This is a genomic window from Phytobacter sp. SCO41 (assembly GCF_003073275.1).
GTDB classification, from domain to species: Bacteria; Pseudomonadota; Gammaproteobacteria; order Enterobacterales; family Enterobacteriaceae; genus Phytobacter; species Phytobacter diazotrophicus.
Window position 1 is genome coordinate 4,922,704 of sequence record NZ_CP027225.1, and the last position, 15,676, is coordinate 4,938,379.

Annotated in this window: 10 protein-coding genes; 5 read left to right on the forward strand and 5 right to left on the reverse strand. The window is 54.7% G+C overall.

Translation table 11 applies throughout. From position 1 onward, the window contains the following. Positions 1–11: 11 nt before the first annotated feature. The 3 genes from C5523_RS23950 to C5523_RS23960 are packed head-to-tail and all read right to left on the reverse strand — an operon-like array spanning position 12 to position 2,901. Positions 12–1,064, reverse strand: a complete 1,053-nt coding sequence (locus tag C5523_RS23950; RefSeq protein WP_108702096.1) for an iron ABC transporter permease — start codon at positions 1,062–1,064, stop codon at positions 12–14. Further along, positions 1,061–2,077, reverse strand: coding sequence for an iron ABC transporter permease (locus tag C5523_RS23955; RefSeq protein WP_108702097.1), 1,017 nt, complete (start codon positions 2,075–2,077; stop codon positions 1,061–1,063). The genes C5523_RS23950 and C5523_RS23955 overlap by 4 nt, the downstream gene beginning before the upstream one ends. Continuing rightward, positions 2,074–2,901 carry an ABC transporter ATP-binding protein gene (locus C5523_RS23960; protein WP_108702098.1) on the reverse strand — a complete coding sequence of 276 codons (828 nt, stop codon included), beginning with the start codon at positions 2,899–2,901 and terminating at the stop codon, positions 2,074–2,076. The genes C5523_RS23955 and C5523_RS23960 overlap by 4 nt, the downstream gene beginning before the upstream one ends. A gap of 436 nt (positions 2,902–3,337) precedes the next feature. Here C5523_RS23960 and C5523_RS23965 point away from each other — a divergent pair, with 436 nt between their 5' ends. After that, on the forward strand, positions 3,338–5,497 hold the full coding sequence (locus C5523_RS23965) for a TonB-dependent siderophore receptor (protein ID WP_108702376.1): 2,160 nt from the start codon (positions 3,338–3,340) through the stop codon (positions 5,495–5,497). Positions 5,498–5,661: 164 nt separating this feature from the next. After that, the gene (locus C5523_RS23970) at positions 5,662–8,658 is read left to right on the forward strand and encodes an N-6 DNA methylase (RefSeq protein WP_108702099.1); all 2,997 of its coding nucleotides are present in this window, start codon (positions 5,662–5,664) and stop codon (positions 8,656–8,658) included. Between the two features lie 686 nt (positions 8,659–9,344). Here C5523_RS23970 and C5523_RS23975 read toward each other — a convergent pair. Continuing rightward, on the reverse strand, positions 9,345–10,970 hold the full coding sequence (locus tag C5523_RS23975) for an N-6 DNA methylase (protein WP_108702100.1): 1,626 nt from the start codon (positions 10,968–10,970) through the stop codon (positions 9,345–9,347). A gap of 271 nt (positions 10,971–11,241) precedes the next feature. Here C5523_RS23975 and tnaC point away from each other — a divergent pair, with 271 nt between their 5' ends. The 3 genes from tnaC (at position 11,242) to mtr (ending at position 14,315) form a co-directional block, all read left to right on the forward strand. After that, positions 11,242–11,337 (forward strand): tryptophanase leader peptide, encoded by a 96-nt coding sequence (tnaC, locus tag C5523_RS23980; protein ID WP_072039686.1) that lies wholly within the window; start codon positions 11,242–11,244, stop codon positions 11,335–11,337. A 124-nt stretch (positions 11,338–11,461) separates the two neighbouring features. Further along, entirely contained in the window at positions 11,462–12,850 is a 1,389-nt protein-coding gene (gene tnaA, locus C5523_RS23985) for a tryptophanase (protein WP_039076882.1), read from the forward strand. A gap of 220 nt (positions 12,851–13,070) precedes the next feature. Continuing rightward, positions 13,071–14,315 (forward strand): tryptophan permease, encoded by a 1,245-nt coding sequence (mtr, locus tag C5523_RS23990; RefSeq protein WP_071193542.1) that lies wholly within the window; start codon positions 13,071–13,073, stop codon positions 14,313–14,315. Between the two features lie 82 nt (positions 14,316–14,397). On the opposite strand, the gene C5523_RS23995 is transcribed toward mtr, so the two are convergent. Further along, positions 14,398–15,519, reverse strand: coding sequence for a cupin domain-containing protein (locus C5523_RS23995; RefSeq protein WP_108702101.1), 1,122 nt, complete (start codon positions 15,517–15,519; stop codon positions 14,398–14,400). Between the last annotated feature and the right edge of the window lie 157 nt (positions 15,520–15,676).

Sequence of the window (15,676 nt, forward strand, 5' to 3'; positions counted from 1 at the left end):
GGCTCCCTGAGTTATAACCGGTCCCGCCGCTGCCAGAGCAACAGCAGGAAAAATGGTCCGCCCGTCAATGAAATCACAATGCCCGCCGGGATTTGCAGCGGCGCAAATGCCAGCCGCCCCAGCGAATCGGCCACCAGCACCAGCAGCGCACCGAGCAACGCACTGCCGGACAACAGCGCCACCTGGCCGCCGCGCAGCAGAAAACGCGCCATATGCGGCGCAATCAGCCCGACAAAACCGATGCTACCCGCACAAGAGACACAGGCGGCGGTCAGTAACACCGGAGCAAAAAAACGAATGCGCATCAGCCACGCCATCCGCACGCCCAGCCCGGCGGCGGCCTGATGGCCGAGCAGCGCCACATCTGAGGCCCGCGCGGTAACAAACAAAATCAGCGCGGCAGGCAGCGCCCAGCAGGTCGCCACCACCAGCAGCGGCCAGGTGGCGGTATGCAGGCTGCCCGCCAGCCACACCAGCGCGGTCTGTACATCGCGCACATCGGCGGTGGTCATAAACACCCCAATGCCTGCCGCAAACGTCCAGGAGACGCCAATGCCAAGCAAAATAAAACGCGGACGCGAAAAATCCCGCGCCAGCAGCAGCACGATCAACGCCGCCAGCAGGCCGCCCGCCATGCCCGCTACGGGCCGCCAGGCCAGCCCCAGCGCCGGGAAGAGGAGGATTAACGCCAGCACCGCCACACTACTGCCCTCTTTCACCCCCAGCAGCCCAGGGTCCGCCAGACCATTGCGGGTGATCGACTGCATCGCCGCCCCGGCCATACCCAGCATGGCGCCGCACAGCAGCGCCATCAGCAGGCGCGGCAAACGGATATCCCACACGATGTACAACTGTTCGGCATTAAGCGCCTGTGGGAAAAAGAGCGCACGCCCGATCGCCGATACGGGAACCGGCAGCGAGCCTTGCATCAGGCCGGTAAGTAATAACCCCAGCGCGAGCACCAGCAGCACGGCGCCCCACACAGCCGTCTTTGGCCGCCATAAACGGGAAAAACGCCCCAGACGAAACGAACGAAAGCCTGCGCGCGATAGCAGCGAACTCATTTGAATAACCTCGATGCCAGCAGGATAAACAGCGGTGCTCCCACGAGCGCGGTCATCACCCCGGTTGCCAGCTCATGAGGGGCGACCAGCGTACGGGCGGCGATATCCGCCAGCAGCAACAGTAATGCCCCCGTGAGCGCACAAAGCGGCACGCCCAGGCGCAGGTCATCGGTAGCAAAACGGCGCACCAGATGCGGGACGATCAAGCCGATAAAACCGATCGGCCCGGCCAGTGATACCGCCGCCCCGCACAACAAGGCAATGGCAACAAGCCCAAGGCCACGGGTACGCGCCAGCGAAATCCCCAGCCCGATAGCCACCTGATCCCCCAGCGCCAGCATATTGAGCGCCGGGGCCACCCACAGTGACAGAACCAGCCCCATCGCTGCCACCAGCGCCGCAGTGCGGACCGCCTCCCAGCGTAGCCCTGCCAGATCCCCGGCAAGCCAGGTGCGCATTGCCAGCAGGGTTTGTTCATCAAGGATCAGAATGGCGGCGGTGAGAGAGGAGGTAAACGCGGTGAGTGCCACGCCACACAGGGTGACCTTCATCGGCGTCAGCCCGCTTTTCCCGGCGCTGGCAATACCCATCACCAGCGCAAACAGCGCCCCGGCACCGCAGGCGGCGATCAGCGGTTGCCCAGGCCCGAAAGCAAGCCCAAGCGCGGTGGTCGCAACCACCGCCAGCGCCGCCCCTGCATTCAGCCCAAGGATATGCGGCTCACCGAGCGGATTACGGATCACCGTCTGTAACAGCGCCCCGGCGACGCCGAGCGCCGCCCCCACCACCAGCGCCGCCACAAGGCGCAGCAGACGCAGGCTGATAATTATCTGATGGTCGAAGTTACGCGGGTCGAAGGCCAGAAACGCACGGACAACGGTTTGCGGGCCAATCGTGCGCGCCCCCAGCCCCAGATGGGCCACCGAGGCCAGCACGAGTAACACCAGCACCAGCAGGAGTGCCAGCCCGCTTCGCCCGCTACGGCGGCGTACAAGAAGGGGTTGTGTGGTCATGCGTGCGGCTCGTGCTGACGGCGGAATGGCATAAAGAAGGGTTTCCCGGTCATCGGGTTAATGGAGACATGCACATCAACCTCAAAGACCGATTTGATAAGCTCCGCCGGGCAGGGATCGCCTTCGTGCAACACGCCTTCCACTTTGCCCTGACGCAGAAAGACCAGCGTATCGCCGTAATTCACCGCGAAGTTCAGATCGTGTAATACCACCACTACGGTGCGCCCGTGTTGGCGGGTCAGCGAGTGCAGCAGTTCAAGGATCTCCACCTGATAACGCAGGTCGAGGAAAGTGGTGGGTTCGTCGAGTAAAATCACCGGGGTTTGCTGGGCCAGCGCCATCGCAATCCAACAGCGTTGACGCTGACCACCGGAGAGGCTGTCGACCGGAAGATGCGCGAACGCTGTGGTGCCGGTTACCGCCAGCGCCTCTTCAACCGCCTGCTGGTCGTCGTCAGACCATTGGCGCATAAAGGTTTGCCAGGGGAAGCGTCCACGGGAGACCAGTTCAAACACGGTGAGCCCTTCGGGGACTAACGGTGACTGAGGCAAGATCCCCAACTGGCGCGAGACCGCTTTGGTCGGCTGTTGGTGAATGGCTTTGCCGTCAAGCTGGACGCTGCCGCCCAGCGGTTTGAGCAGGCGCGCAATGGTACTGAGGAGCGTGGATTTGCCGCTGCCGTTCGCACCGACTAGCACGGTCATTTTGCCGGAGGGGATGGCAAGGCTGATGCCATCAACAATCACCTTTTGTTGATAACCTGCCGAGAGATTATCCAGCACAATTCCGGGCCGACTGGCCGCGTTGTCCACCTGCTGTGGCATGTATACTCCTGCGCCGCAACCACGTGGTACACTCCGCGCGCGCCAGCTTAACAAATAAAAATAAATATCATTCTCTTTTAGATTTTGCCGCCAGGCAATGTAGTAGTCAAGAGATTCAAATACCCATAACTTCACCGGTTATTTTAGGGTGACTACAGCCACTTCATTGGCTGAGCCTTATTTTTAATCTGTTTATTTTCAATAAACTAAATGGATAAAGGGGATATTTTCAGGCGCATTTTCATCCGCAAAATGCGGTGTAGTCATTTTTCTCACTTTTCCATTTACTACTACATTTTGCCATGATTGAATGATTCTCAATTACATATCCAGCATGAATATTTCACGCCGAAGGATAGATTTACAGTCGCGGGCAATGAATAAAAATCTTCCCTTATGCATGACTGGCAGAGGGCATTTTGGAAAAACGGACAACATGGCTGAGTTAACTTCTTCGATCTCCGGGAAAAAAGGGCACGCACTGTTTTCTGCGTTGTTCCTGGGGGCAACCTTTTCACCTCTGGCACAGGCAGCAACAAACGCTGCGCAGGATAAAGACAGTGACACGCTGACCGTACTGGCAGGCGCGTCATCGGCAGATCAGGCTGCGACGGCGGGCTATCAACCGCTGAACACCTCGGCGGCAACGCTCACCACCATGCCGCTGCTGGATATTCCGCAGGTGGTTAACACCGTGAGCGATAAAGTGCTGGAAGATCAGCATGCGACAACGTTGGATGAAGCGCTGTATAACGTCAGTAACGTGGTGCAGACCAACACATTAGGCGGCACGCAGGATGCCTTTGTGCGCCGTGGCTTTGGCGCGAACCGCGACGGGTCAATCATGACCAATGGTCTGAGAACGGTGCTGCCGCGCAGCTTTAATGCTGCGACCTCGCGCGTCGAAGTACTGAAAGGCCCGGCCTCCACGCTGTACGGTATTCTGGATCCCGGTGGGCTTATCAATGTTGTAACGAAACGCCCGCAAACCACTTTTGGTGGCTCCGTCTCTGCCACCTCTTCAAGCTTTGGCGGCGGCACCGGGGATCTCGATGTTACCGGGCCGATTGAAGGCACTCGCCTGGCGTATCGTTTGACTGGCGAATATCAGAATGAAGATTACTGGCGCAACTTCGGTAAAGAGAAAAGCACTTTTATCTCCCCGTCGCTGACCTGGTTTGGCGATGACGCCACGGTGAGTGTGCTGTACTCGCACCGTGACTACAACACCCCGTTTGATCGCGGCACGATTTTCGATCTCAAGACCAAACAGCCGGTGAATGTCAGCCGTGAAACCCGCTTCGATGAGCCGTTCAACATTACCGATGGTGCATCTGATCTGGCGCAACTGAATGCCGAATACCGTCTCAACAGCGCATGGACGGCGAAGTTTGACTACAGCTTTAGCCAGGACAAATACACCGATAACCAGTCGCGCGTGATGGCCTATGACGCCGCCACCGGGAATCTAACGCGCCGAGTGGATGCCACGCAGGGATCGACCCAGCGGATGCACAGCACCCGCGCCGATCTGCAGGGCAACGTGGATATCGCCGGGTTTTATAACGAGATCCTGACCGGCGTGTCGTATGAAAATTACGATCTGCTGCGTACCGATATGATCCGCTGTAAAAACGTCAAAGATTTCAATATCTATAACCCGACCTACGGCAATGCCAGCAAATGTACGTCGGTGTCAGCATCGGACAGCGACCAGACCATCAAGCAGGAGAGCTACTCTGCCTATGTTCAGGATGCGCTGTACCTGACGGACAAATGGATCGCCGTCGCCGGTGTGCGTTACCAGTACTACACCGAGTACGCAGGCAAAGGCCGTCCGTTCAATGTGAACACCGACAGCACCGACGAACAGTGGACGCCGAAATTCGGCCTTGTCTACAAACTGACGCCGTCCATCTCCCTGTTCGGCAACGTGGCGCAGTCGTTTATGCCGCAGTACTCCATCGCCAGCTATATTGGCGATCTGCCGCCCGAAACCTCCACCGCGTGGGAAGTGGGGGCGAAGTTCGACCTCTTTGACGGCGTCACCGCCAATATTTCCCTGTTTGATATTCACAAACGCAACGTGATGTACAGCGAGATTGTCGGTGACGAGACCGTGGCGAAAACCGCAGGTCGCGTGCGTTCGCAGGGCGTGGAAATGGATATCGCCGGCGCGCTGACCAGCAATATGAATGTTATCGCCAGCTACAGCTATACCGACGCCAAAGTACTCGAAGATCCGGAATATGCCGGGAAACCGCTGCCAAACGTGCCGCGCCATACCGGTTCTGTGTTCCTGACGTATGACATCCGCAATATGCCAGGCGGCAATACGCTGACGCTCGGCGGCGGCGGTCACGGGGTGAATCGTCGCTCGGCTACCAACGGCGCGGATTATTACCTGCCGGGCTATTTTGTGGCTGACGCCTTCGCCGCTTACAAGATGAAGCTGCAATACCCGGTCACGCTGCAATTGAACGTGAAAAACCTGTTCGACAAGTCCTATTACACCTCGTCCATCGCTACTAACAACCTGGGTAACCAGCCTGGCGATCCGCGTGAAGTGCAGTTCACGGTGAAAATGGATTTTTAAGGTTAATGTTTGTGAGCATTGCCCCGCGTTTGCGGGGCTTTTTTTTGCCTGTCGCAAGCCGCTCCGTTTTCCAGGGAAAGACATCGTTGCGCGTATTGCCTATGATGATCCGCTTAGCATAACGCCCACAGGGAAAATACCGCACGTCAGGATCGGGAAATCAGATGACAAAAATTGAGCAGCTTGAGCAACTGGTGGCGAAATATCAGAATGATTTGGCCTACTACCACTCCAGAAAATATAACGAAACGCAGCTACGAACTGATTTTCTCGATCCGCTGTTTACCCTTCTGGGTTGGGACATTATCAACGCCCAGGGTAAACCAACCAACGAGCGTGAAGTGCTGGTCGAAGAGGGATTAAAAGCGCGGATGGGGGAAAACGCGAAGAAACCGGATTACACCTTCCGTCTGTTCTCTGAGCGTAAATTCTTTGTCGAAGCCAAAAAGCCGAGCGTGGATATTACCCTCGACCCGGAACCGGCAAAACAGGTGCGACGCTACGGCTTTACCGGCAAATTAAAAATCTCGGTGCTGACTAATTTCGAATATACCGCCATTTATGACTGCTCCAATCCGGTAGAACAGAGCGACCAGACCAGCCACTCACGTATCAAGCTGTATCACTACAGCGAACTGGCGGCCCATTTCGATGAAATTATGGCGCTAATTGGCCGTGATAGCGTCTATTCCGGGCAATTTGATAACGAATGGTCCGCCATTGAAAGCAAGATCCTGCGCTTTAGCGTCGACGATCTGTTCCTCCGGCAAATCAATCAATGGCGTTTATTGCTCGCCAGGGAGTTTATCTCCCTCAAGCCCGGTCTGAATGAAGAAGAGATCAACGATCTGACGCAGAACTACATTAACTGCATTGTCTTTTTGCGCGTCTGTGAAGATCGTGACTTAGAAGCTTATGAGACACTCTGGTCTTTAGCGCAGAAACAGGATTACCAGGCGCTGGTGCAGACGTTGCAGGCCTCGGATCGCAAATATGACTCCGGCCTGTTCGCCCTCGACCATATTGCGGAGCTGATCAGTAATGATAATTCTGCGATTTGGGAGATCATCAATCAGCTCTATTTCCCACAAAGCACTTACTCCTTTGCGGTCTTTTCTTCCGATATTCTCGGCAGTATTTACGAGATCTTCCTGAGCGAAAAAATCAAAATTGGCCCCAACGGCACGCCCGAAATTCGCCCTAAAGAGGAACATCTCGATCGCGATGTGGTGACCACACCGGTACACATCATCAAAGAGATTATCCGCAACACGGTAAGCGAATTTTGCCGGGGCAAAAACGATGAGCAGATCCTTAATGCTAAATTCGCCGATATCGCCTGCGGCTCGGGTGCCTTTCTTCTGGAGGTCTTTCAGTATCTCCAGGATACGCTGGTCGACTATTACATCAGGCACGATCGCACGAAGCTTCAACAGCTTTCGCCGCACAGCTTCAAACTGAAATTGTCGGTGAAAAAAGAGCTGCTCAGCCGCTGTATTTACGGTATCGATAAAGATTACAACGCGGTAAAAGCCTGTGCTTTTGGTCTGCTGCTCAAGTTGCTGGAAGGGGAATCGAAAGAGACGATTGGCGATGACAAACCCATCCTGCCGAAAATTCAGCGCAACATTATTTTCGGCAATAGTCTGGTGGATGCAAATGACGGGGTTGCGGCGGCGGACAGCTATAGCGTGAACCCGCTGCATATTGATGAAAACAGCTTCGATGTGATTGTCGGCAACCCTCCGTATATGGCAACGGAGCATATGAAGCAGTTCACCCCGGCCGAATTGCCTGTCTACAAAAAGAAATACCAGTCGGCTTACAAACAGTTCGATAAATACTTCCTGTTTGTTGAACGCGCCATGCAGTTGCTAAAAGAGGGTGGCTATCTGGGCTATATTCTTCCGTCCAAATTCACCAAAATCGGCGCGGGGAAAAACCTGCGTAAGCTGCTGGCGGATAACCGCTATCTGAGCAAACTGATTTCGTTTGGTTCGCATCAGGTCTTTCTCAATAAAACCACCTATACCTGCCTGCTGTGCCTGCAAAAATCGCCGCAGAATGAATTCGCTTTTTATGAAGTGAAAGACTTTAAAAAGTGGCTGACCCGTGAAGATAAATCGTCGCTGTTAAGTCTCCATTCGCCCGATAAGCTGGACTCCGACACCTGGGTGCTGGAGAAAGAAACGAACGATATTTTGCAGCGAATGTTCAGCAAGTCTGCCGAACTGGGGGAGATTCTGGGCAAAGGAGCCATTGCCAACGGTATCCAGACCAGCGCCAATGAATATTACGTCCATAAGAGCCTGAAAACGGAAAATGGCTATGTCTGGTTCGTTTACGACGGCGTGGAATATTCCGTTGAAGAGGCCTTAACCCGCCCCTATTTTGAAACGCCACGCTCGGGTCAGGATAACTTCTACAGCTATAAAGATGTGGAGCCGAACGCCTTCGTCATTTACCCCTATCATAAGGTGGATGGCCGCATTCAGTTTATTGAGTACGACGATTTACGTGCCCTTTATCCGCAGACGTTCGCTTTTCTGCAGGTGGTCAAACCGCATCTTGATAATGGCAAGCGGTCGATAAAACCAGACCCGACAACGCCGCATGAGTGGTATCGCTATGGGCGCAGTCAGGCGCTGGAGAACTGCGATGTGCCGCAAAAAATTATCGTCGGCGTACTGTCGAATGGCTACAAATACGCGATTGATAACCACCGGACGTTTGTCTCTTCCGGCGGCACCGCGGGCTACAGCATTATTAACGTTCCCGACGACTGCCCCTACTCCATTTACTATATTCAGGCGCTGTTGACTTCCCGCCATCTGGAGTGGTTCGCATCGATTTATGGGGAGATTTTCCGCGGCGGCTTTATCGCCAGGGGCACCAAAATCCAGACCCGGATGCCGATTCCGACCATCCGCTTTGCCGACAGAGCGGACGCGGCGCGCCATGATGATATCGCCACTCTGCAAAGACAGCTCAACCACCTGTACGCGCAGATTACGCAGGCATCCGCACGGGAAAAAATCGTTTATCAGCGCCAATTTGACACCCAGCAGGCGCGGATGGATGCGTTGATTGCGGCGCTGTTTGATTTGGGTGAGCTGGACGAGAAAATCCCGTCGGTAGAGGTGTTGTATAAGGGGCTGTGAGTGGTTTTCTCCCTCTCCCTCAGGGCTGAGGAATCCCCACAAAAATGCGAGCACGATCGGTCCCCTCTCCTCTTTGGGGAGAGGGTTAGGGTGAGGGGAATCTGCGGCTCAGGAGGAGGGTTCCGTTCACCGTATGTTCATGGCGAAATGGACCACCCGAACACGTGAACGGGTAAAGGGGAACACCGCGTTCCCCTTTACAATCCCCGCGGCCCCGCAAAAAATCGGTGCTTCGCACTGCGTTCGCCTCCCGCCCCGCTGCCTGCGGTCGGTTTGACTCGAGTTACTCGCCCCATCCCTGGGGCTCGCCCTTCGGGCCAACGCGTTGCGTTGTTCAAAATCGTTCCAGACGATTTTGTCCTGTCCCGACAAACCTCAGTCCGCCATCCCTGGCGGCCTGACCTTGTCATCGGGTCTTCGTCTCACCGATTTCAGCGGGGACTCAACCCCCTCGCTGCACGCTCTGCGCCAGGGAGCACAAAGATGTCGCTGTGGTTGTCATGCGGGAAAACGAGTCAGCCATGGCTAAAAAGGTTGAAGACGTTCAGGTCGCACGAAATAGTCCCCTCTCCCTGTGGGGTGAGGAATCCCCACAAAAATGCGAGCACGAACGGTCCCCTCTCCTCTTTGGGGAGAGGGAGAAAACCAGTCGTAGCCCCGGTTAGCGAAGCGCCACCGGGGGAGGGTTATTTCCGTAACCGGCGATCCTTTAACTTTTCCCAGATCGCCATCAGCCTATCGTTATCACTTTTGCTAAAACCTAACGCCGCGAGGATCTTCTCGCCCTGGCTGCGGATCACGGCGGCGATCTCACCGGCTTTCACCTGCTGGTTGATACCCGCCAGATCGTGTTCCATCCCCTCGATAACCGGGATATACAGTTGTTCAATCTCCGATGGCACCAGCTCCAGCACGCCGCCACCGTAATAGCGCCCTTCCAGCTCAGCGGTAATGGTCGTCAGCGGATTTAAAAAGCTGCACACCAGATTTTCACTGCTGGTAAAGGTCGAACGCACACGATAGGCGGTATCGGTGGTGTAGGCTTCCGCCTGATTGAGGATTAAACGCGGCGCTTCATGGCAGCGTTTCAGCATGCCGATACTGGTGCTGTAAACCGAAGGGACCTTGTACCACGGCTTGCGAATGCGGCATTTATAGCGCGTGTGCAACTCCTGCGACTGGCCGAAAAGGACGTACTCCTTCACTTTTAACGGCAGAGCCTCGAATTCGTCGGCGATATACAGAAAATTAGTCGGCAGACCGTCACGCTGGTTTTCCGCATGTTGGTTTGCATCGTACAAAATCCCCGGACAATGCTGGCTGCGGCCAAACATCGGATGGGCATAATCGGCCAGTTGATACTGCTCAACGGTCTGATTATCCACGAGGAAAAACTCATTCGCCCCGGTGACGATCCCCACGTCCACGGTGGCAATATCATTAAACTGATGCACCGACGCATGATTGATAAGCGACTGAATCAACGCCAGCTCATCGCGCTCCAGCACCGCTTTGGTCCATTTCCCGGCGACGGTTTCCCCGTTGATTCCCGGCGTACGCGCAAAGAGCACGTTGGGATCTTCGGCAAGGAAATCAAAGCCGTTAACGCTGACGATCCCCACACCTTCGGTTTCCTGCTGTGGATCGGTTTTCTTCTCAGCCAGGATGATCACCGCCCCCTGCAGGGTGTCTTCAAACCAGATCTCTTTCGGATCGATAATCACGATCTTCGAGCACACCTGCCCCGCATAACTGCGCAGCGACTGCGCATGCATCACGTGAATGATTTCCGATGGGATCACCATGCCAAGCCGCCCGCCCTCTTTAAGCAGCGCCAGCGAAGAGAGCAAAAACGGGACCCAGGCATTGGTATGTTTGGTGAATTTCTGCTTGAGCTGTTTAAACACCAGCTCCGCCTGCACCTGAAATTCATTTTCGAGGAACTGGTAGCGGATAAACGGCGGGTTGCCTACCACGCCATCATAAAGCGTATGGTTTTCAGCGAGTTGCTTATTGGCCCACACCAGGTAGTCGCCTTCGGTCACCGTCGCGTTGGAAAACCCCAGGGTCTCGCAGCGCTGCACGGCTTTTTGCGCCTCGATATCAAAAAGCTCAAAGCATTCCAGGTTGACCGCTTTATCGCCATTGTTGTTATGAATAGCCTGAATAAATGCACCATCACCGCAACTCGGTTCCAGCACGCTGGCCGGATGTATGCTCAACACCCAGCGGGTCACGTAATCGGCTAAGTTTTGCGGCGTATAGTAACCACCCCGGAGTTTCTGGCTGGTCTGGTCTGCTTTGAATTTCATTCGTTACCTTTGAAAAGCCCGCGCGGTCAGTGCGCCGTTTCTGCGCGACATAGGGTACAGCCTTTGCTGCGATTCTCAAAGGATGAGGAAAACGGTAGCAAGCCCCTTAAATCCACAGGGTTATTGCGATTAAAAAAGTGAACGCAAAATGTGTCTGCCATCATATTTCACAGTGAATAGTTCTCTCAATAAACTATTTGTGAGTTTAATCGCGGATATTTTTTCATATTTATCTATTTTTAGTACTCCCGTAACGTCAGAGGACGCTGTAATGAAATACCGATTGAGTTACCGCCTCATTGCTCAGGGCGGTCTGAACGCCTGGTACAATCTCGATCCGCGCATTACCAACGACTTCCCTCGTTAATTCTCCGCTGCCCATTATTCATTAAAAAAATCAAACTCAACACGACGTTGAGCGATATTTTTATGCGCGCTTTATACCGCCGAAAATATCGTGACGTCGCAAGGCACGCTATTGGAGAAATATTATGAAACGCATCCCAGAACCTTTCCGCATTAAAATGGTTGAGAATATCCGCATGACCACTTACGACGACCGCGTCAAAGCGCTGGCCGAAGCCGGATATAACCCTTTCCTGCTTAATAGCGAGGATGTGTATATTGACCTGCTGACTGACTCTGGCACAGGGGCCATGAGTGATCGCCAGTGGGCCGGGCTGATGATGGGCGACGAAGCCTATGCAGGCTCACGTAACTACCAGAATTTATGCGCAAAAGTAAAAGAGATCATCGGCTATCCTTTCACCATCCCAACCCACCAGGGGCGCGGTGCTGAACAAATCCTCTTCCCGTCGCTGATTGCGCGCTGCAAATCGAAAAAACCGGTCTTTATTTCCAACTTCCACTTCGACACTACCGCCGCACATGTGGAACTGAACGGTGCGAAAGCCATCAACGTAGTGACGCCGAAAGCGTTCGATACCACCTCCTGGTACGACTGGAAAGGCAACTTCGATATCGCTCAACTGAAAGCGACCATCGCCGAGCAGGGTGCGGAAAACGTGGCGGCGATCGTCACCACCGTGACCTGTAACAGCTCCGGCGGCCAGCCGATTTCGCTGGCCAATATGCGTGAAGTCTACCAAATCGCGAAAAGTCATAAGATCCCGGTGGTCATTGACTCCGCGCGCTTCTGCGAAAACGCCTGGTTTATTAAGCAGCGCGAAGAGGGCTGCGCGGATAAATCGATTAAAGAGATCATCCGCGAGATGTATACCTATGGCGACATGCTGACCATGTCCGCGAAAAAGGATCCGCTGGTGAATATCGGCGGCATGTGCTGCTTCCGCGAAGACGAAGATCTGTTTAACGAAGTACGCATCCGCTGCGTGCCGATGGAAGGCTTCGTCACTTACGGCGGCCTGGCCGGACGCGATATGGAAGCGATGGCTATCGGCCTGGAAGAAGGCACCAACGAAGATTACCTCACCTACCGTATTGCACAGGTGGAGTATCTGGGCGAACGTCTGCGCGAAGGCGGTATTCCGATCCAGTACCCGACCGGCGGCCACGCGGTGTTTGTCGATGCCAAACTGCTGCTGCCGCATATCCCGGCGGAACAGTTCCCGGCACATGCACTGAATAACGAGCTGTATCTGGAAGCGGGTATTCGTAGCGTGGAAATTGGCTCGCTGCTGTTAGGGCGCGACCCGGCCACCGGCCTGCAAAAACCGTCTCCGATGGAGCTGCTGCGCCTGACTATTCCGCGCCGCGTCTACACTAACGACCATATGGACTACATCGCTGATTCGCTGATTGCCGTGAAAAAACGCGCATCGTCCATCAAAGGCCTGACCTTCACCTATGAACCGCCGGTATTGCGCCACTTCGTGGCCCGTTTAAAACCGGTGGAATAAAACTCACCCGGACGCGCCTGCAACGGGCGCGTCTTTCCGATGTTACGCCTGAATAGCTCTACCCCAAATAATTCGAGTTGCAGAAAGTTAGCAAGAGCGTAAACCTCCAGGAGCTTACAGAAGGGAGAGTGCACGCCAACGCATATGCAACGTGAAAGATGACGGGTATATACGTCGCCCACTCGGGCGATGCGGAATATGACGTCTATGGAAACGTACTATGGCTACTCTATCAGTAACAAATAAAGCGCCATCGCTCGTTGGTGGCGCAATGATTATTGGTGGCACCATTATTGGCGCGGGCATGTTTTCTTTACCGGTTGTCATGTCTGGCTCATGGTTTTTTTGGTCACTGCTCGCATTAGTTTTCACCTGGTTTTGTATGTTGCATTCAGGATTAATGATTCTTGAAGCTAACCTGAATTATCATATTGGCGCCAGCTTCGACACTATTACCAAAGACCTTCTCGGTAATCGCTGGAATATTATTAACGGCCTTACCGTCGCGTTTGTTTTATATATTCTGACGTACGCTTATATTTCCGCCAGCGGCTCCGTTATTCACCATACCTTTTCACAAATGAATATCGACTTCCCGGCACGGCTGGGCGGGTTGTTATTCGCGCTGGTCGTGGCCTTTATTGTCTGGCTGAGCACACGGGCCGTCAGCCGCATGACCACCATTGTGCTGGGCGCCAAGATCCTCACCTTCTTTATGAGCTTTGGTGGGTTAATCTGGCACGTGCAGCCAGCGGTACTGTTTAACACCGCCGAAGTGAACCCCAGCTACCTGCCCTATCTCGTGATGACTCTGCCGTTCTGCCTGGCCTCGTTTGGGTATCACGGCAATGTGCCCAGCCTGATGAAATACTACGGCAAAGACCCGCTGACTATCCGCCGCTGCCTGCTGCTCGGTACGCTGATGGCGCTGGTTCTCTACGTTTTCTGGCTGGTCGGTACGATGGGTAATATTCCGCGCCCGGCATTTATTGATATCGCCGGGAAAGGCGGCAACATCGATGTGCTGGTACAGGCGCTGAGCGGTGTGCTGAACAGTCGCGGGCTGGATTTGCTGCTGACGGTGTTCTCAAACTTTGCCGTCGCCAGTTCGTTCCTCGGCGTGACGCTGGGGCTGTTCGACTATCTGGCGGATCTGTTTAAGTTTGACGACAGCCCGCAGGGGCGTTTTAAGACCGCGCTGGTCACATTCCTGCCGCCAATTATTGGGGGCGTGCTGTGGCCGAACGGGTTTATTTATGCGATTGGCTTTGCCGGATTAGCCGCGACTGTCTGGGCGGCGATTGTGCCAGCGCTGCTGGCCAGCGCATCGCGTAAACGCTTCGGCAGCCCGCATTATCGCGTGTGGGGCGGTAAAGCGATGATTATATTGATTCTCTGTTTCGGCGCAGGTAACGCCATTATTCACGTGCTTTCCAGCTTTCATCTGTTGCCGGTCTACCGCTAGTTTGCCCTCACCCTGACCCTCTCCCACCGGGAGAGGGTATCAGGACCGAGGCCCGGATATGAGACCGCATCCGGGATGGCGATTATTCGTCGAAATACCAGTAGCCCTGGTTCACCAGCCCGGTCAGCTCGGCAATAAAGGCTGGGTTATTCAACGCTTCCCCCAGTTCCTCTTTACCGATCAACAAATGGCGGCACAGCGCTTCTGCGGCTTTCGGCGCAACGGTATCGAAACGCTCGCTATTCACGAAGAAACAGTCGCTAACCTGGAACACGCGCAGCCCGCCCAGACGCGTCAGCACCTGGCCTTCCTGCAACGCTTCCAGCACTTCCTGCGGCTCATACGGCGGTTCAGCCGGGGCGATATCCAGCTCATGGCGCGGTGTAGTGATAAAACGGCCAAACCACTGCTTGAAATCCTCCGGCTGATTGATCATCTCGATCATCATGCCGCGCAGACGCTCCAACTCGTACTCTTCAACCCGACCCGGATTTTCACGGCAGGTTAAATCCGGATCGGTGTAGTGATCGCCGCCCAGATCTTTATCAACCGCATAATCAGCAAAGCTGCTGATCAGATCGCGGCCATTCGGCCCACGAAAACCGATGGAATAGTTAAACGCGGTCTCGTGGGTAATACCGTCGTGCGGGAATCCCGGCGGAATATAGAGAATATCGCCCGGCGCCAGGTCTTCATCAATAATCGGATCAAACGGCTCAACGTGGAGCAGCGCCGGATGCGGACAGAACTCTTTCAGGGGCAATTTATCCCCTACACGCCAGCGGCGGCTACCCATCCCCTGGATAATGAAAACATCGTACCAGTCGATATGCGGGCCAACGCCGCCGCCCGGTACGGAAAAAGAGATCATCAGATCGTCAAAGCGCCACTCCGGGATCGCACGGAACGGTTTAACCAGCTCGGCAGACGGCGCGTGCCAGTGGTTTACCGCTTGCGCCAGCAGCGACCAACCGGTTTCCCCGAGGCCATCGAAATGTTCGAACGGGCCGTTACTGGCTTGCCATTCACCGTTGAAATGGCTGACGAGGCGGCTGTCGACTTCCACTTCCATCGCCAGGCCTGCCAGCTCATCTGGGGTGATCGGATCAACAAAGTTCGCAAATGCGTTTTTCAATACAACCGGCTTTTTCTGCCAGTATTTCTCTAAAAATTCAGGCCAGTTAAGGTTTAGTTGGTAAGCCATGGGGTCACACCTGTGGAATGATAAGCGGCCGTGATTATGTGAGGGATCGGCGGGATTTACTTTGTCGGTGGTCAAGGGTTAGACGTAAGCAGGATCACGCTAGCACAACTGAAAATCCACTTTTTATTTGTGGTTATATGATCGTGCGGCACTTCTG

What these genes read in the sequence shown, in the direction of transcription:
- tnaC (WP_072039686.1), top strand. Translation starts at nt 11,242, where the DNA reads ATGAAATACCGATTGAGTTACCGCCTCATTGCTCAGGGCGGTCTGAAC.
- C5523_RS23995 (WP_108702101.1), bottom strand. Translation starts at nt 15,519, where the DNA reads ATGGCTTACCAACTAAACCTTAACTGGCCTGAATTTTTAGAGAAATAC.
- C5523_RS23960 (WP_108702098.1), bottom strand. Translation starts at nt 2,901, where the DNA reads ATGCCACAGCAGGTGGACAACGCGGCCAGTCGGCCCGGAATTGTGCTG.
- C5523_RS23970 (WP_108702099.1), top strand. Translation starts at nt 5,662, where the DNA reads ATGACAAAAATTGAGCAGCTTGAGCAACTGGTGGCGAAATATCAGAAT.
- tnaA (WP_039076882.1), top strand. Translation starts at nt 11,462, where the DNA reads ATGAAACGCATCCCAGAACCTTTCCGCATTAAAATGGTTGAGAATATC.
- C5523_RS23965 (WP_108702376.1), top strand. Translation starts at nt 3,338, where the DNA reads ATGGCTGAGTTAACTTCTTCGATCTCCGGGAAAAAAGGGCACGCACTG.
- C5523_RS23950 (WP_108702096.1), bottom strand. Translation starts at nt 1,064, where the DNA reads ATGAGTTCGCTGCTATCGCGCGCAGGCTTTCGTTCGTTTCGTCTGGGG.
- mtr (WP_071193542.1), top strand. Translation starts at nt 13,071, where the DNA reads ATGGCTACTCTATCAGTAACAAATAAAGCGCCATCGCTCGTTGGTGGC.
- C5523_RS23975 (WP_108702100.1), bottom strand. Translation starts at nt 10,970, where the DNA reads ATGAAATTCAAAGCAGACCAGACCAGCCAGAAACTCCGGGGTGGTTAC.
- C5523_RS23955 (WP_108702097.1), bottom strand. Translation starts at nt 2,077, where the DNA reads ATGACCACACAACCCCTTCTTGTACGCCGCCGTAGCGGGCGAAGCGGG.